This is a genomic window from Agarivorans gilvus, from assembly GCF_001420915.1.
GTDB lineage: Bacteria > Pseudomonadota > Gammaproteobacteria > Enterobacterales > Celerinatantimonadaceae > Agarivorans > Agarivorans gilvus.
Genome location: NZ_CP013021.1, coordinates 372,586 through 391,177, shown reverse-complemented (window position 1 = coordinate 391,177; position 18,592 = coordinate 372,586). Strand labels below are relative to the sequence as shown.

General features: G+C 43.7%; 16 protein-coding genes and 2 pseudogenes. 7 read left to right on the top strand and 11 right to left on the bottom strand.

The features are described from left to right. Nucleotide 1: 1 nt before the first annotated feature. Together nifE and AR383_RS01835 are read right to left on the bottom strand one after the other, a co-directional pair. A complete protein-coding gene (gene nifE, locus AR383_RS01840; protein ID WP_055731591.1) occupies nucleotides 2-1,411 on the bottom strand; it encodes a nitrogenase iron-molybdenum cofactor biosynthesis protein NifE in 1,410 nt (469 codons plus the stop codon). A 205-nt stretch (nucleotides 1,412-1,616) separates the two neighbouring features. Continuing rightward, complete coding sequence (locus AR383_RS01835; RefSeq protein WP_055731590.1) at nucleotides 1,617-2,099, bottom strand: MarR family winged helix-turn-helix transcriptional regulator; 483 nt, start codon at nucleotides 2,097-2,099, stop codon at nucleotides 1,617-1,619. Nucleotides 2,100-2,198: 99 nt separating this feature from the next. On the opposite strand from AR383_RS01835, the gene AR383_RS01830 reads away from it, so the two are divergent. Beyond that, nucleotides 2,199-3,398: a multidrug effflux MFS transporter gene (locus tag AR383_RS01830; RefSeq protein WP_055731589.1), complete on the top strand. Its 1,200-nt coding sequence runs from the start codon at nucleotides 2,199-2,201 to the stop codon at nucleotides 3,396-3,398. Between the two features lie 167 nt (nucleotides 3,399-3,565). Here the strand turns inward: AR383_RS01830 and AR383_RS01825 are convergent, their stop codons facing one another. Next, on the bottom strand, nucleotides 3,566-4,342 hold the full coding sequence (locus tag AR383_RS01825) for a family 16 glycosylhydrolase (RefSeq protein ID WP_055731588.1): 777 nt from the start codon (nucleotides 4,340-4,342) through the stop codon (nucleotides 3,566-3,568). Between the two features lie 1,242 nt (nucleotides 4,343-5,584). Between AR383_RS01825 and AR383_RS01815 the strand changes: the two genes are divergently transcribed. Then, nucleotides 5,585-6,949, top strand: coding sequence for a glycoside hydrolase family 30 protein (locus AR383_RS01815; RefSeq protein WP_055731586.1), 1,365 nt, complete (start codon nucleotides 5,585-5,587; stop codon nucleotides 6,947-6,949). A gap of 107 nt (nucleotides 6,950-7,056) precedes the next feature. Here AR383_RS01815 and AR383_RS01810 read toward each other — a convergent pair whose 3' ends face one another. From AR383_RS01810 to AR383_RS01795, 4 genes are all read right to left on the bottom strand, one after another. Further along, nucleotides 7,057-7,884, bottom strand: coding sequence for a phosphotransferase family protein (locus AR383_RS01810; protein ID WP_055731585.1), 828 nt, complete (start codon nucleotides 7,882-7,884; stop codon nucleotides 7,057-7,059). A 134-nt stretch (nucleotides 7,885-8,018) separates the two neighbouring features. Continuing rightward, nucleotides 8,019-8,408, bottom strand: a complete 390-nt coding sequence (locus AR383_RS01805; RefSeq protein ID WP_055731584.1) for an HIT family protein — start codon at nucleotides 8,406-8,408, stop codon at nucleotides 8,019-8,021. A 416-nt stretch (nucleotides 8,409-8,824) separates the two neighbouring features. Continuing rightward, nucleotides 8,825-9,673, bottom strand: a complete 849-nt coding sequence (focA, locus tag AR383_RS01800; protein WP_055731583.1) for a formate transporter FocA — start codon at nucleotides 9,671-9,673, stop codon at nucleotides 8,825-8,827. A 244-nt stretch (nucleotides 9,674-9,917) separates the two neighbouring features. Continuing rightward, nucleotides 9,918-10,670 carry an SDR family oxidoreductase gene (locus tag AR383_RS01795; RefSeq protein WP_055731582.1) on the bottom strand — a complete coding sequence of 251 codons (753 nt, stop codon included), beginning with the start codon at nucleotides 10,668-10,670 and terminating at the stop codon, nucleotides 9,918-9,920. 279 nt (nucleotides 10,671-10,949) lie between these two features. Between AR383_RS01795 and AR383_RS01790 the strand changes: the two genes are divergently transcribed. Next, nucleotides 10,950-11,261 (top strand): hypothetical protein, encoded by a 312-nt coding sequence (locus tag AR383_RS01790; protein ID WP_055731581.1) that lies wholly within the window; start codon nucleotides 10,950-10,952, stop codon nucleotides 11,259-11,261. A 94-nt stretch (nucleotides 11,262-11,355) separates the two neighbouring features. On the opposite strand, the gene AR383_RS01785 is transcribed toward AR383_RS01790, so the two are convergent. Beyond that, nucleotides 11,356-12,117 carry a hypothetical protein gene (locus AR383_RS01785; RefSeq protein ID WP_055731580.1) on the bottom strand — a complete coding sequence of 254 codons (762 nt, stop codon included), beginning with the start codon at nucleotides 12,115-12,117 and terminating at the stop codon, nucleotides 11,356-11,358. Between the two features lie 88 nt (nucleotides 12,118-12,205). Here AR383_RS01785 and AR383_RS01780 point away from each other — a divergent pair, with 88 nt between their 5' ends. Then, nucleotides 12,206-13,123 (top strand): IS5 family transposase, encoded by a 918-nt coding sequence (locus AR383_RS01780; RefSeq protein WP_055731579.1) that lies wholly within the window; start codon nucleotides 12,206-12,208, stop codon nucleotides 13,121-13,123. Between the two features lie 57 nt (nucleotides 13,124-13,180). Here AR383_RS01780 and AR383_RS01775 read toward each other — a convergent pair. Then, a pseudogene (locus AR383_RS01775) lies at nucleotides 13,181-13,394 on the bottom strand (transposase); the annotation flags it as partial. 183 nt (nucleotides 13,395-13,577) lie between these two features. Here AR383_RS01775 and AR383_RS01770 point away from each other — a divergent pair. Together AR383_RS01770 and AR383_RS01765 are read left to right on the top strand one after the other, a co-directional pair. Continuing rightward, the gene (locus AR383_RS01770; RefSeq protein WP_055731577.1) at nucleotides 13,578-14,495 is read left to right on the top strand and encodes an IS5 family transposase; all 918 of its coding nucleotides are present in this window, start codon (nucleotides 13,578-13,580) and stop codon (nucleotides 14,493-14,495) included. 355 nt (nucleotides 14,496-14,850) lie between these two features. Next, entirely contained in the window at nucleotides 14,851-15,774 is a 924-nt protein-coding gene (locus tag AR383_RS01765) for a radical SAM/SPASM domain-containing protein (RefSeq protein WP_055731576.1), read from the top strand. Nucleotides 15,775-16,091: 317 nt separating this feature from the next. On the opposite strand, the gene AR383_RS01760 is transcribed toward AR383_RS01765, so the two are convergent. Together AR383_RS01760 and AR383_RS01755 are read right to left on the bottom strand one after the other, a co-directional pair. Continuing rightward, nucleotides 16,092-16,505, bottom strand: a complete 414-nt coding sequence (locus tag AR383_RS01760; RefSeq protein WP_055731575.1) for a hypothetical protein — start codon at nucleotides 16,503-16,505, stop codon at nucleotides 16,092-16,094. 89 nt (nucleotides 16,506-16,594) lie between these two features. Beyond that, a complete protein-coding gene (locus AR383_RS01755; RefSeq protein ID WP_055731574.1) occupies nucleotides 16,595-17,140 on the bottom strand; it encodes a hypothetical protein in 546 nt (181 codons plus the stop codon). Between the two features lie 368 nt (nucleotides 17,141-17,508). Here AR383_RS01755 and AR383_RS01750 point away from each other — a divergent pair. Next, a pseudogene (locus AR383_RS01750) lies at nucleotides 17,509-18,546 on the top strand (IS110 family RNA-guided transposase). Nucleotides 18,547-18,592 lie beyond the last annotated feature (46 nt).

Here is an 18,592-nt window from a genome sequence, read left to right as displayed (position 1 = left end):
CTTATTGTTGCTCCTTGTTGTCACTCAGCGCTGAATCGTCTAACCACGGGGCTGAGCTGGTCACTAAGGGCCAAATAGCACTTTCTAGGGTGCGGCAAAGTTCTTCGGCAAAGGTCAGCATGCCTTGATAACCGGCATAGGCGTGTTCGCGCTCTTGGTTAATATCTAAAAACGGCAGGCGGGCCTTCAGCGCGGTATACATATTACGGCCACCGGCTATCATCAAATCGGCCTGATGTTGGTAAGCGGTATCCAGTAGATTACGTGCGCCGCCTTCATCCAGCATTAAGGCATCGTCACCCATAATTTCTTGAATACGCGCCTTATCGGCAGCGGTAGATTTTTTAGTGCCGGTCGCGACTACAGTAATGCCAAGCTCTTGCAGAGCCGAGACTATCGACCAAGACTTCACCCCACCGGTGTAAAGCAGGGCTTTTTTGCCACTCAAGCGTTCAACATAAGGTTTTAATTGCTCGCGGATCCGCGTTTCTTGTTCGGCAATCAAGATTTCGGTTTCTACCACTAATTGTGGGTCTTTGACTAACTTGGCAAAGTTTCTTAAAGAGGCTGAGGTATCTTCTATGCCGTAAAAACTGCCTTCAAACCAAGGAATATTCCAACGCTCTTGCAGCATCCGCGCTACGTTAATTTGGGCGCGTGAACACACGACCATGGCGGCATCGGCGCGGTGCATGGTTTGAATTTCGTGGTAGCGGGTATCGCCAGACATACAGCTGAGTACACGATAACCGAGGCGCTCTAACAAGGGGGACACATGCCAAAACTCACCGGCAATGTTGTACTCACCAATCAATACAATGTCGTTAACCTTACGACTGGGATCATGCTTCATTAAAGGCTTGGCTGGCGGCTCGGCACTGCCAATGACCTGCTTCACCATTACCTCACCAGCGATGCGGTTGCCTAGGTTTTTACTGCCGTAGAAGCCAGCGGCATCCACTGCTACCACAGGAATAGCCCAACGCTCTTGGGCTAGCTTACAAATCGCCTGCACGTCGTTACCTTCTAGCGAAGGAACGCAAGTAACATAAACAAATACCGCGGGTGGCTGATGTTTTTCTATGACTTGTTTGATGGCATGTAATAGGCGCTTCTCAGCACGCCCCATGATCACATCTTGCTCGTTTAAGTCGGTGGTAAAACCTAAACGAAATAAATTACGTCCCGAGGCGCGGGTGCCCCGATTGTTCCAACTATTACCGGCACAGGCGATGGGCCCATGAATAATATGAGCCACATCGGCTATCGGTAATAAGGTAATTTGCGCCCCATCAAAACTACAACCACCGGCGGTAGCTCCGGGAGTGGGACGGGCACAGCCACTTTTTTCTCCGTCGTTATGCTCGCAAGCAGGTTCGTCCAATAACTCGGCTATTTCACTTCGCTTCATGCTTACTCCTCATAACAATTGCCAACAACACTGACAAAGGGTCTCGAGAACAGCACTGCAACGAACAGGCCACAATTTAAGTTATTGTTTTAACGATATATTTTATTGTAGCAAATGCGACAAAAGGCCAACAAAACACATTTCTAGCAGATGATCAGTTTAATCTCTGAGGCAAATAGGGTTCATTAAAAAGCGTAACCCAAACTTACGGTACTAGTTTAGCCAGCAGTTGATTCAATTGTCGCTGTTCATCTGTCGATAGAGGCTGCATAAACTGGCGCTCAGCTTGTTGTAGCTCCACCACTACCTGTTCTACCAACTGTTTCCCTAAGTCACTTAACTTGACCAACTTACTACGTTTATCTTCAGGATTGGCCACCCGCTCAATTAACTCGGCCTGTTCAAGCCGATTTAATACTTTAGTTAAACCGCCAGAGCTAAATAACATTGAGTGATACAGGGTGGTAGGGGGAAGACAGTGAGGAGCTGGCGTTCGGCGCAGTGTAGCTAAGGCGCTATAGTCGGCACCTTGCAGTTGGTACTTGTCAAACACCACTCCAACCGCGCAGCGTAAACCATGCTCGGCGCGGATCAAACGTAACACCTGCGGAAGGATGCGTTGATGTGCTTGCGGCCAGTTGGTTTCAACATCTTCTAAAATACGGTCTACAGTTTGTTGTTTTTCCACAGTTTTTTATCCTAACAATAATGCTACCTTAGAATATATCTTGCCGGAAAGATAAAATCCAGATAAAATCTTTCTAGAAAGATTAATTTAGAGAAACTAATGCAGCACTCAATATCTAAACAATTGGTGGTATTTTTAGCCGCTGTTTTTGCCATGACACCCTATGCCATCGATAGCTACCTTCCGGCCATCCCCAGTATTGCCGAAAGCTTTGGGGTAAAAACCTCGATGGTGGCGGTCACTGTTAGTATGTATGTATTTGGCATGGCGGTAGGCCAACTGATTGGTGGCCCACTCTCAGACAAACGCGGTCGTAAATTCGCCATTATCACTGGTTTGAGCGTGTTTGCGCTGGGTAGCCTGATTCTCGCCTTCAGCGACAGCCTCGAATACTTCTGGTTTTGGCGAGTATTTCAATCGGTAGGCGGCGGTATCGCAGTAGTGGGCGTGCCAGCCACGATTCGCGACAACGCCGACGGCCGAGAAGCAGCGAAGCTGTTCTCTTTAATTATGTTAATCATGATGATTGCCCCCTCCATCGCGCCGTCTGTTGGTGCTTTTATTAACGCGATTTCTAGTTGGCATTGGATCTTTATTAGCTCAGGTGTGATTGCCATAGTAGTCTCCATTTGGGGGGCTGCGGTACTGCCCGCTAATAAGCCAAGCAAAGCTGGGGACAAAAGCTCGCTGACTTTCTTACAGGTGCTACAAAACCGTAAAGCCCGTGGCTACTTGATTGCCCAAGCGTTTTCTTACACGGTATTAATGGTCTTTATCACCAATGCGCCGTTTGCTTATATCGATCATTTTCAGGCTTCGGAAAAACTGTTTTCCGGCTTATTCATCGTCAACATTGTTGGGCTAGTGATTGCCAACCGAGTGAATTCCTACTTATTAAATAAACACGATCCTGAAAGCCTACTGGCGAGATTTTTAAGCCTACAAATACTTGGTGGTTTAGTGTTGATAGCCTCAATTGTTCTAGCACCTAACAATATATGGTTTGCCGTGGTGGGCTTTGTTCTATGTATGGCAGCACACGGTGGCACTATGTCAAATGCTAGCGCCTCTTTTTTAAAACACTTTAAGCACGGTGCGGGTACGGCCTCCGCCCTACTCGGCGCAGTGCAATTTTTTACCGGCGCAATTATTAGTGCAATCTCAGCACTATTAACCGAACACAGCCTATGGCCGATGGTATTAATAATGTTGGCTTCCACTACTACAGCGTTAATCAGCACTATTAAAACCAATCAAAATAACCTAAATATGTTCAAGGCTACCGAAGTTGAATGCTGAATATAGGACATTTTATAGCCAAAACCTAAAACTATAAGTTTTAGCTATTTAAGGTCGCGTAAAGCGCTTTATATAAACCAATAAGAAAATACTTAGCGCCTAAATAAGCGCTTTTGCCATGAAATAGAGAGCAAGCTAGCTTGCTCTCTATATTATTAAGGCTGGTATTATTTAGGCACGTATTCTAAGTAATCGTAGTAAGCCCAGTTGTTTTGCCAGTAGTATTGTTGCGGAAAGTACATACCACTGGCAGAGTTATCACCGTGCCAATGGTTTATCATGATGCGGGTCGAATCCACCGGCCATGCATACTGCGGCACTTCATTGGACGCGACATATCCATCGCCATTATCACGGTATAGAGTGCGAATAATACGGGTATTCCCTGACGGATCGATTACATACCAGTCTACTTTCCAACTAGACCAATCAAAACCAATATGTATAAGATCTTGGTAGATATTCAGGCCGTATTGTCCTAGGTCGATATCTTGCTCCCAGCTTTGGTACGTGCCGCCTTGGGGTTGATAAATCAAATTAGTATGTACAACATTTCCTAGGCTAGGTAAAAACTCAATATCAATTTCTTGCCAAGCTCGGCCAGGCACATCATGCCACGACGTGTAAGTAAAAATTGAAGCTACAGTACCACGAGCATTACCAGTTTTAAGACTAGATTGAATTCGACCATAACCTACTAATGATTTTGTTCTCAGCTCGGCACATTGATTAGGAGCCACCCCTAATGTAATACCGTGAGAACTTGGCGAAATCTTGGATGGAGTAAAGCTACAACCAAAAGGACTACCATTACTGCCACTTCTGGCTTGCCAAATGCCCGAGTTATAACCCCAGTTAAAGTCATCTTTAAAATAACTCGCTGCTTGGGTTGCGCTTATTGTTAGTAGCGTAATGCCAATACCAAGTATTGCTTGGGTTTTCATTTCGTATATTCCTTATGTTGTCTTAGTATTATATGTGTCGCATAAACCTCACTCGCCTCTTAAAACGCAAAAGGCAGAGCCAAGTTTCGGACCTTGTAATGCAGCATCAAAACTAACTGCTGACGAATAGGTTTTAGAAAAGAGTTGGCACTAATGAAAAACTGACAGCCTAAATTTTTAGCTAGTAAATAGGCTGAACTCGGTAGGGAAAACAGTGGTAGAATGACAGAGAAAACAATCCCATTACTAGATGTATGTTTTGCTATCTTCCTTATCATTAGCCGTCCTTAGCATAATATTCCGTTGTCTTATCCTTGACTTATATTCTAAGCAACTCAATATCGGATTTTCCTAGCTGTGACCGCTTTAACGAATAAACTTTTAAGCTTGAAACCACCTAAAAGATTAAAGCTTTTACTGGTTTAAAAAGAAGAGTGAGACAAACAAGATGTCACCAAAACAATATTTCGAGTTGTAAACTCCCACCTTAAACAGATAAAAAAATCACAAGAGAAACGTGTTTCGATAAAATATTCTGTAATTTTTTGTAAGAACCGCTCGTTGGTTAGTTCAATATTAATGAAGAAAACTCCATAATGAACAAAATATACTGAAACTTAGATTATTGTGTGAGTGATTAATAAACATTTATGTTAATTATCTTCAGCGTCTAAGATAATGCCTATTTAGTATAAAACCACTAGTTAAGAATAAACTCACTTATTCTCGCAAGCTATTGAATAAAAATAAATAAACCAAATATTTTATGAGAAAACACTAAATTTACATCCGCGTAACTGCACCAACATAGTAGTGAAACTGTCGAACTGGCGGGCATTGCTATTCTAAGGTGTGCTCAGTCTCTATATAATTTTTCATTGGTTATTTAAGTTGCAGTATAAAGTTAGATCTTCATCTCAAAACACTCTGCCAACCAGCACAGCGAGTTTTGCTTTTTACCCTTTCAGCGCAGCTGTTGATTCATACGTAAGACCAAACAAATCTGCTTAGTCATTGGCTCATTAGCGCAGCCATCATTAGTAAAAAGATCTACAACTAAGCATTGTACTTAGCAGTATTGCTTAACCTTTACCCTGCTGATCTCAGCAAATCTTTTGATTAGCCTATTAAATTTGCCTAAGCATGTTCGGCTGTTGGTTTCTGTGATTGACAACCTTGAACAAGAAAGCGCTTTCATTATAGCCTTTGCCTAGTCTACTTAAATGAAGGTTGTATCAATTAATGAAAGCGAAACATTACAGAACTCTAGAGCGCACTGGAGAACGTTGGGCCGAGAAAACACCGGTGCGGTTTAAGTCTCACTATAAAGTACAGCCATCGCTCATTGCCGTTAATTCTCGAGAAACATTTCAAACCCATATAGGGTTTGGCGGCGCGTTTACCGAAGCGGCTGCCTACACCTACCATGAGATGCCCAAGGCCTTACAAGAAGAATTTATTAAGGCCTATTTTGATAAACAACAAGGCTTGGGTTACGAGCTGGGGCGTATTGCTATTCATTCATGTGACTTTGCCCTAGGCAATTACACTTATATAGAAGAGGGAGATAGCGAACTTAACAGCTTTGACCTTTCTCATGAAGAACAATGGCTTATTCCAATGATAAAGCATGCGGCGAAACAGCTTGGTAAAGCTATTACGATGCTTGCATCCCCTTGGAGTCCGCCTGCATTTATGAAAACCAACGGCGAAATGAACTACGGTGGAAAACTGTTGGCGGAGTATCAACAGTCTTGGGCAAACTATTACGCCAAGTTTATTGAACAGATGGAAGAGCATGGTGTTCCGATTTGGGGGATCAGTATTCAAAATGAGCCTGAAGCCGACCAAATTTGGGATTCTTGCTTTTATAGTGCAGAAGAAGAACGTGACTTTATTAAACATTACTTAGGCCCCACTATGCACGCGGCGGGTTACCAAGACAAAGCCATTATTATTTGGGATCATAACCGTGATGTGATAGTTGAGCGAGCGGCTACTGTTTTGAGCGACCCAGAAGCAGCGAAGTATGTTTGGGGAGTCGGCAATCACTGGTATGTAAGTGAAGATTTTGAAAGTCTGTCCATGGTGCATCATTTATACCCAGATACACACCTTATCTTCACTGAAGGTTGTGTCGAACTCACCGATAGTTCGGTAGATAAAGATGATAAAAGCGGTTATTTAGGCGCTTGGGGTAATGGTGAGCGCTATGGCAGAAACATTATTGGTGATTTTAATAACTATTCGGAAGGTTGGATTGACTGGAATTTATTGTTAAATGAGCAAGGCGGCCCCAACCACGTAGAGAACTACTGTGAAGCCCCAATCATGTACAACCGTCAAACTAAGTGTTTAATTTACAATAACTCTTATTACTACATCGGCCATTTTTCCCGCTATATCGATATTGGTGCCAAACGGATAAAAACTCAGGTCAGTGGTGAAAACCTACATGCGGTAAGCTTTATAAACAACGACGGTAAACGAGTGGTAGTGGTACAAAATGAAGGGCATGTAGCCAAAGTGACACTGGTTGTTGATGGCTTAGGCGCAGAGCTTTCGTTAGCGAACAACTCCATAAATACCTTTGTTTTTGGCGAGTAAAAATACCAAGCTAGCAAATAAGGTGGCCAATAACACTAGGCGCTAATCAGTTAGCGCCTGCCTTGGCCTAGCTTAGCTGTGTCAGATCTGGTCGAAACTAATACCAATTAAGTCGCGCCCCACTCCCCCAGATATTTTAGGTGCTTCTTAATTATCTTCTTTAGCCACAGCTCTTCGTTTGGAACTTGATCTTGCAATCGTGCGGCAGCAACAATCGGCCACCATTTCTTTAGGCTGTGTTTACAGATCCCCGATACTTTTAGGTACTCCCTGAGGTAGAAGTAAGCCAACAATCGTTTATAAGCGATAAAGCCCTGTCTTTTTAACGGCCCCATCTCAAAGGGCATAAAGGGGCTAATCAGCATTAAATAGCTTCTTAGTAGATCGCCTTCGGCATTGCCTGAATAAGCATTCATCCAATCGATGACGAAAAAATCTTGATGATGGCGGATAATATTGCCTACATGAAAGTCGCCATGACAAACCTGCTCAGCCGGAGCCAGCTGCTTTACCGCTTGTAAAATCTGCGCCTGATACTCGGGGATAGTGTCTGTTCGTTTTATTAGGCTAGCTAGGCGCTCTGCTTGCTTAGGCAGTCCCTTAATTGTTGTGGCATTCAACCTTGCTTGTGCTCTGGCTAACCGTTTAATGGTAGATATAGATTGTAAAGGTTTAGCCAGTAGTTGATTAATTAGTATTTCCCCTGGCACATAGTCATACACTATCCCGCTACGGTCACCAATACTGACTATCTGGTGATACTTGGGCGCAGCTATTGTCGAACAACTAACTGTTTCAGCAATACTCGCTTCATAATGAACTGCCTCTAGGCTGTACTTATTGTTAAATAGTTTTATTACTTTGGTTTGTTGGTACAGGTAAACATCGGCAGTAGCGCCGCTGCCTATTAGTTTAAGATTTTCAAGATTAATCATGGTGATACTTAATAATGCCGATGCTTAAATAGCAGATTATCAAAAAGCTGTTAAATAGCCATCCCTAATAAAACCAACAATAGTAACTAGTTGCTCTAACTATCCAAGAACGCTAGCCTGCTCTTAACTGCGCGTTATAAGCGTGCTAAAGCGTTACGCAGTTTCTCTATACTTTGAACACCTAGCCCGCTGCTTTGCCAAGCAAACTGATCGCCGCTAAACCGAGGGAAAATATGCAGATGGTAATGAGATAACGCGTTGAACTTGCCGTTGTTCTGAATAAAAGAAATACCTTCAGGCTCAAATAACTTTTCAATCCGACTGTAGAGGTTTCTAGCCACCGAGTGAATTTCAGCGAAAATATGCTCTGGTAACTCGATGTAGCTCTGGTAGGGGTAAGTAGGACAAATCAAAATGTGCCCGAAATTAATCGGCTCGTGATCAGCGAAAGCAATAACGTTACTGGACTCATAAACAATTACCGCTTCAATTTCCCTACTGATTATTTGTTCTACTATCGTCATCTTACCGTTTCCAAGCAAAGAGTAATGTAGTGCACTTACTCATTTATCTTATTGAATAAACGTAAATTTACTAGATTAATACAATCTTGCAGCATGTCGCCAGTGTCGACCCGTAAACACGACGGATGAGTAGTTCCCGCTGGTTAATTCTTGCAAACTAATCAACCCGAGAGCTCAAAGGCGCCTAACAATAAGGCGTTTCTACCCCACTCACTTGTCTCTTTTAGACTTAAGCACTAAGCCAACTTCACTATAAGGCTGCGGCTAAACGTCGATGATGATGAAAAGCCTCACCGCCATAATGGGGATGTTGTTAATGATGAGCCTAAAACATGATGACGAGAAAAAAGTAACGGCGCCAACACGGCGCCGTTATTGTTTAAAGCTAAAACTCACGGCACAGCCGCTGAGCTAGTTCACTTGTGCGCGGGGTCACGCAGGTAAATAAGCCAATAGCCCATGCCAACAAATACTCCCCCGCCAATAATATTGCCAAGGGTGACAGGAATAAGATTATTCACAATAAAATTGCCAATGGTGAGATCAGCAAAGTCGGTAATACTCATGCCACTCATTTGCCAGAAGGTATCTCCAGCTAGGTACTTAATACCAATCGCCATTGGCACCTGAAACATATTAGCCACACAGTGCTCAAAACCCGCCGATACAAACATCGCTACCGGCAAAACCGTCACAAGTATTTTATCGGTGAGGCTGCGGCCACTAAAAGTCATCCACACTGCAACGCACACTAGTACGTTGCACATCAAACCCAGCGCAACAGCCTGCCAAAAGCCATGGTGCAACTTATGTTGGGCTATCTTCATAGTTTCGATACCTACAGCACCGTTATCAGAAAGGTACTGCTTAGCAACCAGCATAATGCCCACTAAGGTGAGTGCGCCAATCAAGTTGCCTAGATAAACCACCACCCAGTTTACCCCTAAACTGCGCCAACTGATTTTGCCACTAGCTCTAGCCACCAAGGTGAGTACCGAGCTAGTAAATAGTTCACCGCCGGTAATGATCACCAGAATCAAACCCAGGCTAAATGTCAAACCGCCTACCAGACGAATTAAACCCCAAGGCATATCACCGCCACCGGTAGTGACCGTGGTATAAAAAACAAAGGCGATACCAATATGGATCCCCGCTGTGATAGCCAGCATAAAGGTTTTAAACGGATCTTTGGTCACTTTTTTAACACCCACTTCAGCGGCCATCTCTGCCATCTGAGGCGGAAGGAGGGAATCAAATTGGCTCATTCAATGTATCCACGCAATAACGAAGTGCGCGGATTATAACCTTATTTTACGTGAGGCCAATCACAATTTTTCTCTGAGTAAAATAATATCTTTTGCTGAAACATAATCATCGATCCATCAATCTAAATCGCCGGCTTAGGCTGGCCCCAAAGGCCTAACGTCTCTATGGTAACCATCGATTTGGGGGGCTTATCTATCGCTTTAATTGCAGTTTGTGAATGTTTCTAAAACGATTTATTCGGCGTTACAAGCCACCGGTTAAATCAACAAAGGCACCGGTGGCAAAAGATGATTTTTCAGACGCTAGCCAATAAATGGCCTCGGCAACTTCTTCGGGCAAACCGCCCCGTTGCATGGGAATGTTACTTTTTAGTCTTTCTATACGCTCAGGCTCTCCGCCATCGGCATGCATATCGGTATAAATCAATCCGGGTCGAACACAATTAACTCGTATACCTTCGGCAGCCACTTCTAATGACAAACCTTTTGTTAAAGTGTCGATCGCCCCTTTCGAGGCCGCGTAATCAATGTATTCGTTAGGAGAACCAGAGCGAGCCGCTCCCGATGAAACATTAACGATAACCCCACCTACACCACCACGGCGAGTCGACATGCGTTTTACCGCTTCTCGGCAACATAAAAAGTAACTAGTCACATTGTTGATAAGAACGGAATTGATCCTATCTGCACTCATATCTTCTAAGCGCATCTGTTGCTTTAACATGCCGGCGTTATTTACAAGCACAGAAACAAGCCCAAGCTCTCGGTCTACGGTTTCAAATAATCGTAGAACATCATCTTCTTTAGAAACATCAGCTTGAACGGCGATACATTCGCCACCAAAGGCTTTAATCTCTTGCACTAGAGCATTGGCAGACTCAGCATTAGATTTGTAGTTAATACACACGGCGTAAGCATTTTGAGCAAAAAGCTTTGCGCTAGCAGCACCTATCCCTCGCCCACCGCCGGTAACAATAACCACTTTTTGCTTGCTCATTTTCTATCCTGTAAATGCTAAATCTTCCAATATTCCGAGTGTCTCATTAATTTTCCAACGCTTCCAACTGTTCTGAATAGACAATAAAAGGCAGCGTAACCAAGCGCATTTTGGGTTCCTATACTCAATAGACATTGTGCCGGACCTTAAGCTTTGGTTGTCTGCGGTAACTCATCAGTCTTTTCGCATGCTTAAGCTTCTAAACTGGTATACTCCCGCCTCAGTACGCACAATCAGCCAATCCAAGCGCTGATTTTTATAAGGACAGAACAGAAAAAGATGGCAAAGCTATTTCGAGCGGCCTATGAATATGGCTTAGTATTGGTGGTGGTATTGGCACTGCTGCACTGGTGGGTTTATGTCTACCAGATGGTATTTTTACTGCTTCCAGTGTGCGCCATCTTTCTGCTATTCATCCTGCTGTTACGTCGCCCCAATCCATTTTGGGAAAACATCATCGATAAGATCTGGCACCCCTGGGGGAGCAGCGACCCCAAATCCATGCTGGGGCCATACATTGGCTCACTGGCCTTCTCTACTCTGCTAATTATCGAGCTGGCAATTTACTACGCTTATCGCTTAATCAGTTAATAGCAGCTATCGCAAATTAGCAGTGGCGCTAATAAAGTTGGGCGAGAAAAAGTCTCAGCATGGCTGGAGATTAGGCGAAAACGGACGAGGGAATTTAAGCGCTGTTCAGTAAGCAGCGGCATCGACTTAAGCCAGTGGTGCGCTTATGACCGAGGCCTTGATGATATTGTCGCAATAGGCGCTCTTTACCCACCGCACCGGAAAAGTGTTGTTCAAACTCACAGCTCAAGCTTAACCATTGCTCTGCGGCTATGCCTAAGCGTTGCATTATGGGGCTGGCCTCTAGGCTTAAGTGGCCTCGTTTGTCTTCTCGCACAATACGGCCAGTGCTATCGACCAATTCCAAGTAATGATGCAATTGAAAAGGTAGACCTTGGGGCATGTTGTTTCTGGGGTTACCGACAAAGGGAAACAGTGTTTTAGGTTGGGCTTTCTTTTGTTGTACTGCCTTGGCTCTTAACTTAACACTAGTGTGCTTGGATGATTCAGGCGTTGTTTCCATTTTTGCCCTGATTGGGTTTAAGTCCACATACGCCATACAAGCCATGAGCGCCGCTTCATCGAGTAAGGCTTGAGATTTGAAACGCCCTTCCCAGAATCTGCCAGTACACTTATCTTCTTTATTGGCTTCTCTAGCAATATGTTCATTCAGTTGGCGCATAAACCAACTTAAGTCATAGAGGCGTTGACGGTAAATTTCAGCGGTATCGTTAACGCACTGCAGTTGGCTGGCATCTAGTTGTGCCCGAAGCTCAGGGTTTAAGTACATTTGGGTAAGCAAAGTGCCCTTGTGCAAGCGATGCCAGCGCTCAAGCACCTCTTGTACTGACCAAGCCTCGGCTTGTTGTTGATTCACATGCAATACGATATGGCGTTGTTTCCTAAATCAGATTGAACTAACTCAGCAGTCGCGGATCTGATCTGTATCTGTCGGGTCACCAAACATGGGTAAAGCGAAAGGCAACATCACCAACTGGAAGCTGTACAACAGTGCACTGAAGCAACGCGGCTCATTGACCTTCTGGATGGATGAGAAAGCCATAGAACTATGGAATAACACTGAGCGCAGTGGTCGTCGAGGGCGCAGCCATACTTACAGTGACACCGCTATCGCAACTGCGCTGATGATTAAAGGCGTATTCAAGTTACCACTGCGTGCTCTTGAAGGCTTCATCAACTCATTGTTTCGCCTGCTCAAGGTCGACTTAAAATCTCCCGATTACAGTTGTATAAGTAAGCGAGCAAAGACTGTTGAAGTCAACTATCGCCTACCTAGCCAAGGTCAAGCGGCTCACCTCGTTATCGATGCTACAGGTCTTAAGGTGTTTGGCGAAGGAGAGTGGAAGGTGCGTAAACACGGCGCTGAAAAGCGTCGAGTCTGGCGAAAACTGCATATGGCAGTAGATGCCCAGAGCCATCAGATAGTGAGTGCTGAGGTCTCGATGGACTGGGTTCACGATAGTGAAGTGTTACCCACCTTGTTGAGACCGCTGCGGCGCAAAGTGAAAGCAGTAAGCGCTGATGGTGCCTATGACACACGGCAGAGCTATCAAGAAGTACAACGTAAGAAGGCTGTTGCACTAATCCCTCCACGCAAGAATGCAGGTATGTGGGAAGCGAGTCACCCACGGAACGTTGCAGTAAAAGCCTTGAAGCAAGGTGAGTTGGAAAACTGGAAACGGGACAATGCTTACCATCTTCGTTCACTATCGGAGACGGCGATGTATCGTTTCAAACAACTGCTTAGCGACAAGTTGAGTCTACGTTGTTACAACGCCCAAGTCGGTGAAATCATGGCCGGAGTGTGCGCGTTGAACAAAATGAGCAGGCTAGGTATGCCTGCTCGTCAGCTAGCTGAATAAAGAGGAAAACGCCTTGGGGTTACTGCATTCTTGGCTCTGAATTGATCAACAAGGCCATACGATATGCGTGTGGTTGCTCATCACTGCATAAGCACAGACATCAATAGCAAACACTTCTGCCAATTTTAATAGGTAGTCTTCTACCCACTGGCGGCGGTGTTCATAACTCTTGCCTGTTTGCTTATCTTCAAGCCCGACGAACACAGCGGGAAACACAATGGTAATAAGGCGTATCATCCAAACTCACTTGCGATTTTCGAGGTTGAGGCATAACAAAAACTCCACGCGAAAAATTAGCTTAAGCCTAGAGCAGTGGCGAATATTTCGCCATGATTATGGGTGTTTCAGTTAATTGTACAATTTTAGGTGTCTTAGGCGTTGTTTCCTAAATCAGATTGAACTAACTCAGCAGTCGCGGATCTGATCTGTATCTATATCTGTCGGGTCACCAAACATGGGTAAAGCGAAAGGCAACATCACCAACTGGAAGCTGTACAACAGTGCACTGAAGCAACGCGGCTCATTGACCTTCTGGATGGATGAGAAAGCCATAGAACTATGGAATAACACTGAGCGCAGTGGTCGTCGAGGGCGCAGCCATACTTACAGTGACACCGCTATCGCAACTGCGCTGATGATTAAAGGCGTATTCAAGTTACCACTGCGTGCTCTTGAAGGCTTCATCAACTCATTGTTTCGCCTGCTCAAGGTCGACTTAAAATCTCCCGATTACAGTTGTATAAGCAAGCGAGCAAAGACTGTTGAAGTCAACTATCGCCTACCTAGCCAAGGTCAAGCGGCTCACCTCGTTATCGATGCTACAGGTCTTAAGGTGTTTGGCGAAGGAGAGTGGAAGGTGCGTAAACACGGCGCTGAAAAGCGTCGAGTCTGGCGAAAACTGCATATGGCAGTAGATGCCCAGAGCCATCAGATAGTGAGTGCTGAGGTCTCGATGGACTGGGTTCACGATAGTGAAGTGTTACCCACCTTGTTGAGACCGCTGCGGCGCAAAGTGAAAGCAGTAAGCGCTGATGGTGCCTATGACACACGGCAGAGCTATCAAGAAGTACAACGTAAGAAGGCTGTTGCACTAATCCCTCCACGCAAGAATGCAGGTATGTGGGAAGCGGGTCACCCACGGAACGTTGCAGTAAAAGCCTTGAAGCAAGGTGAGTTGGAAAACTGGAAACGGGACAATGCTTACCATCTTCGTTCACTATCGGAGACGGCGATGTATCGTTTCAAACAACTGCTTAGCGACAAGTTGAGTCTACGTTGTTACAACGCCCAAGTCGGCGAAATCATGGCCGGAGTGTGCGCGTTGAACAAAATGAGCAGGCTAGGTATGCCTGCTCGTCAGCTAGCTGAATAAAGAGGAAAACGCCTTGAGGTTACTGCGTTCGTTGCACTGAATTGATCAACAAGGCCGGTGTCTTATATAATTTTGCTCCAAATCATTGATCTCTGTACAGGTGACACCGAAGGATAAAGTTTAAAATTGGCAATGAGGTAAGTTAATGAAGAAAAAATGACACTCTAATTTTTAGTCTTAACTATAGCAACTTTATGCATTACCAGTGCTGACACTATTCTTTATTTAACGCACCCAATTAAGATTGAACTTGTAACTTTACAACGTTTAAACTTTTTGCATTAAAATTTAATCCAGCAAATGTTTTGCTAAGATTAAAGATTAATTAAAAATTAGAAAAGCCAAAAGGTAGATTATGATAGAGCCTAATTTAGAAGATGTAAAAAAAACGCTAAAAGAGCATGATTTTCCAGTTGACGTCATTGTAGAGGTGACAAATTATTGCAATTTAAGATGTATTATGTGTCCTTACCCCAGCTTAAAACGACCCAAAGGGAATATGGAGTTTTCTGTTTTCAAAAAAATAGTAGATGAAATTTCTGAAATTAGTCCTAAAACAAGAATTTGGTTAGCCATTATGGGCGAACCTCTGCTTTTAGGTAACAAGCTAATAAAAATGATAAAATATGCCAAAAGCAAAAACATTCAAGTAAATCTAAATACAAACGCCATTTATTTAGATGAAAAATTAGGAAAAGACACTCTAGATGCCGGAGTAGATAACATAATCGTAAGTATAGATGGGACATCTGAAGACTCTTATAACAAAATTAGAGTAAGAGGAGACTTTAACAAAGTAGTAGAAAATGTTTCAACAGTACTGGAATACAAAAAACAATCATCAATAGTTAAAACAAAAATTGTTTGTCAGTTCATTGTGATGGAAGAAAATGAACATGAAGTTGAAGAGTTTAAAAGATTTTGGTTATCTAAAGGAGCAATTGTAAAGGTAAGACCTAAATTAGGCTGGGGAGATGCCGTTAAAGCAGATAATTTAGAACAAGTACGAACAGAAATAACCCGCTTTCCATGTGCTTGGTTAACCAGAACTGTTTCGATACATTGGGATGGTACCTTTTCACAATGTGACGCAGATTATGAAGGAAAATATAGCCCAGGAAGTTTGATGAATAGTAGTATTAAAGAAACATGGGACAATAAAATAGCTACGAGAAGACAAAAACATTGGAATAACGATTTTGATTTTGAACCCTGCAAAAACTGCAATGACTGGCTAGCGGGACGCTCCTATTTTTACCACCCTGAAACTAATAAATAAAAACATCTTACAAACAGAAACCAAACATTAATAAAAATATATAGAAGAGGAGACCACTGCTTAAACTGGTATACTCTTCTCACCAAAAATAATTAAATTAGACACCCGTAACAAAAACGCCACACAATAGCACTTTCACCAACACTTAACCTAGACCACGCCTCAAAAAACCAATAAAACCAACAACATCACTCGCAACACGCCGTAGGCTTTAGTGCCTAGGCCCTACTCTCACCCACAAAAAAAGCAGCTAACAAGCTGCTTTTTACTGAGACATAACTATGAGTGTCTCATATAATTATCATATAATTTATCTATCACCGACGATACCAGACTTTCTCTGGCTTTTGGCCTAATTGCCAATCAATATAGTCTTGCGGTGGTCGATCTATATCGATGATATGTTCTAGGCCAAAAGGAATTTCCACACCAAGCCCCAGATATACATTTTCATCATTCGGTTCAATGCAACAAGGTTGGAAATCCAGTATGCCGATAAACTTATCGCCGACAATTTCAGATACGATTAAGTACCCTCGCTCAGATTCAATGTGAATTTCACCAGCTTCATCTTCACACTCGATTTCCAAAATTACTTTAGCAGCATCCCCAACTTTCAGGGCTTTCCCATCGTTTAAGGAAGGAATCCAAAAAGTATCAGGATGATCTCTATGGCATGCTTCTCCGTTTCGAAGCTGCCAGAAATCGTCTTTAAAGTTGGCTAATTCCATAAGTTCTCATGTGATACATGACGCCGCAATAAGCGGACGGATCGTAGTTCCGCTTGGTTGCCTTGTTAAATTTTTATAGCTAGATTAATTTACAGCGCATTACGATCCGTAATTGGAGTGACATTTGCGCTGCCGCTCTCAACTCTTTGCAAAACTTTTTTCGCTTTGAGAACATATTGTTCAGGAACATCTTTAGGGGATGATTTATCGATGGAAACTGTACTCATTGTATTCCATTCTGGTATTCTTGGGTCAGTAGACTCGGCAACTCCGAGACTTATTGGTCCCCAGCCGGACATATTAAATTTTAGGTAATATGTTTTTCCCGGTTTAAGATCTCCTTTTGCTACTCCCCAAGCCCCTTGAATATAGACCATGAAAGTATGTATTCCAGGCTTGGCCTCATATTGCAGTAGTTTTCCAGCACTAAGAGTTCCGATAAATTCATCTCCATCCCAAGCTTCTACCTTTGCCCCATCGCCCAAAAAAACGGCTCTTCGAACAATATTTACCATAGCTACATCTGGCTTTGCCTCGGCTTGGAACTCCACCTCCTTCATATTTCCAAGGCCAGCACATCCTGTGAGACCAAGTAAAACAGCGAAAAAAACAATAACCCTAAATTTTTGTAACACGTAAAGCTCCTCCGTTTATTTAAATTGTCACAATTTAACAGCTCATTTCTCGGGAAACCTGATAAATTTTCCGTTAAATAAATCACGTTAAATAAATCAGACACCCATTCTAAAAACGCCACACACTAACACCTTTTCCCAACGCTTAACCTAGACCAAGCCACAAAAAACCAATAAAACCAATAACATCACTCACAACACGCTGTCGGCTTTAGCACCTACCCCCAACTCTCACCCACAAAAAAAGCAGCTAATAAGCTGCTTTTTACTGAGACATAATTATGGGTGATGTGATGGACGCCCCTCTTACGGCGTCAAATGCGCCAAACTAAAGGTGCAAAGCCTTAGTTAACAAAGGAGCGTCCATCATGAATATTAAAGTTGTTGGCATTGATTTAGCAAAAAATGTTTTTCAAATATGTGTGCTTGGTGACGATAACTCTGTCATTAAAAACAGAAAAGTCTCCAGAGATAAACTGCTGCATGAAGTTCGTCAATTCCCTCCCAATACGCTGATTGCAATGGAAGCTTGTCTTTCATCCAATTATTGGGGGGAACCATTCAAAATATGGGATATCAGGTCAAACTGCTTCCGGCTCAGCATGTAAACCGATGGCGCGTAGACAAAAAAATGATGCTAATGATGCGCTAGCTATCTGCGAAGCTGCTTTTCGTCCCAATATTCATGCTGTGCCAATCAAGACGCGGGAGCAGCGGGATATCAAGGCGCTTCGCACTGTACGCAGTACCTTGGTTGTGCGCCGTACAGCAACGGTGAATCAGGTTCGAGCCTTAGCGGCAGAATACGGCGTGATTTTCCCAAAAGGATTAAAAACACTGCAGGAGCAGCTGCCCGCCACATTGGAAGATGCCGATAACGGCTTATCAACAGTAATACGCGGCCTGCTGCAAGGGCTGTATGATGACATTAAGATAATCTCCCGTGATATCGACTCGTTAACTGATGAGTTAACACGCTTGGCAAAGCATCATCCTCGCTATCAAGCTTTGCTAAAAATTCCCGGCTTTGGTCCCATTGTCACCGCCAGTGTACTCAGCGAACTAGGAACGGGTGAACAGTTTACCAATGGGCGGCAATTTTCTGCGTGGTGCGGTTTTGTTTGGTTCCCCGCCAGCACAGTAGCGGAGGGAAGGCTACATTGATGGGCATGACCAAAAACGGCAACAGAGAACTGCGAACATTGTTGATTCATGGTGCCAGAGCAGTGCTACGGTTTGCAGCTAAGCGTCAGGATGCAATGAGGCGTTGGCTTAACAGACTGGTTGCTCGACGAGGAAAAGTTAAGGCGATTGTGGCACTGGCAAATAAACTCGGCAGGATCGCCTGGCGGCTCATAAGCGGAGATCAAGAGTTTCAGTTAAGCCGGGCCTTTAAAACGGCATGAATACAGAGAAAAAAGAGTAACAGAACTGTTTAATCAACTGATTAGG

Bases quoted from the DNA above. Each gene is read 5' to 3' on its own strand.
- AR383_RS01805 (WP_055731584.1), bottom strand. From the start codon at position 8,408: ATGACGATAGTAGAACAAATAATCAGTAGGGAAATTGAAGCGGTAATT.
- AR383_RS01765 (WP_055731576.1), top strand. From the start codon at position 14,851: ATGATAGAGCCTAATTTAGAAGATGTAAAAAAAACGCTAAAAGAGCAT.
- AR383_RS01825 (WP_055731588.1), bottom strand. From the start codon at position 4,342: ATGAAAACCCAAGCAATACTTGGTATTGGCATTACGCTACTAACAATA.
- AR383_RS01795 (WP_055731582.1), bottom strand. From the start codon at position 10,670: ATGAGCAAGCAAAAAGTGGTTATTGTTACCGGCGGTGGGCGAGGGATA.
- AR383_RS01810 (WP_055731585.1), bottom strand. From the start codon at position 7,884: ATGATTAATCTTGAAAATCTTAAACTAATAGGCAGCGGCGCTACTGCC.
- AR383_RS01815 (WP_055731586.1), top strand. From the start codon at position 5,585: ATGAAAGCGAAACATTACAGAACTCTAGAGCGCACTGGAGAACGTTGG.
- nifE (WP_055731591.1), bottom strand. From the start codon at position 1,411: ATGAAGCGAAGTGAAATAGCCGAGTTATTGGACGAACCTGCTTGCGAG.
- AR383_RS01780 (WP_055731579.1), top strand. From the start codon at position 12,206: ATGGGTAAAGCGAAAGGCAACATCACCAACTGGAAGCTGTACAACAGT.
- AR383_RS01760 (WP_055731575.1), bottom strand. From the start codon at position 16,505: ATGGAATTAGCCAACTTTAAAGACGATTTCTGGCAGCTTCGAAACGGA.
- AR383_RS01790 (WP_055731581.1), top strand. From the start codon at position 10,950: ATGGCAAAGCTATTTCGAGCGGCCTATGAATATGGCTTAGTATTGGTG.
- AR383_RS01770 (WP_055731577.1), top strand. From the start codon at position 13,578: ATGGGTAAAGCGAAAGGCAACATCACCAACTGGAAGCTGTACAACAGT.
- AR383_RS01830 (WP_055731589.1), top strand. From the start codon at position 2,199: ATGCAGCACTCAATATCTAAACAATTGGTGGTATTTTTAGCCGCTGTT.
- focA (WP_055731583.1), bottom strand. From the start codon at position 9,673: ATGAGCCAATTTGATTCCCTCCTTCCGCCTCAGATGGCAGAGATGGCC.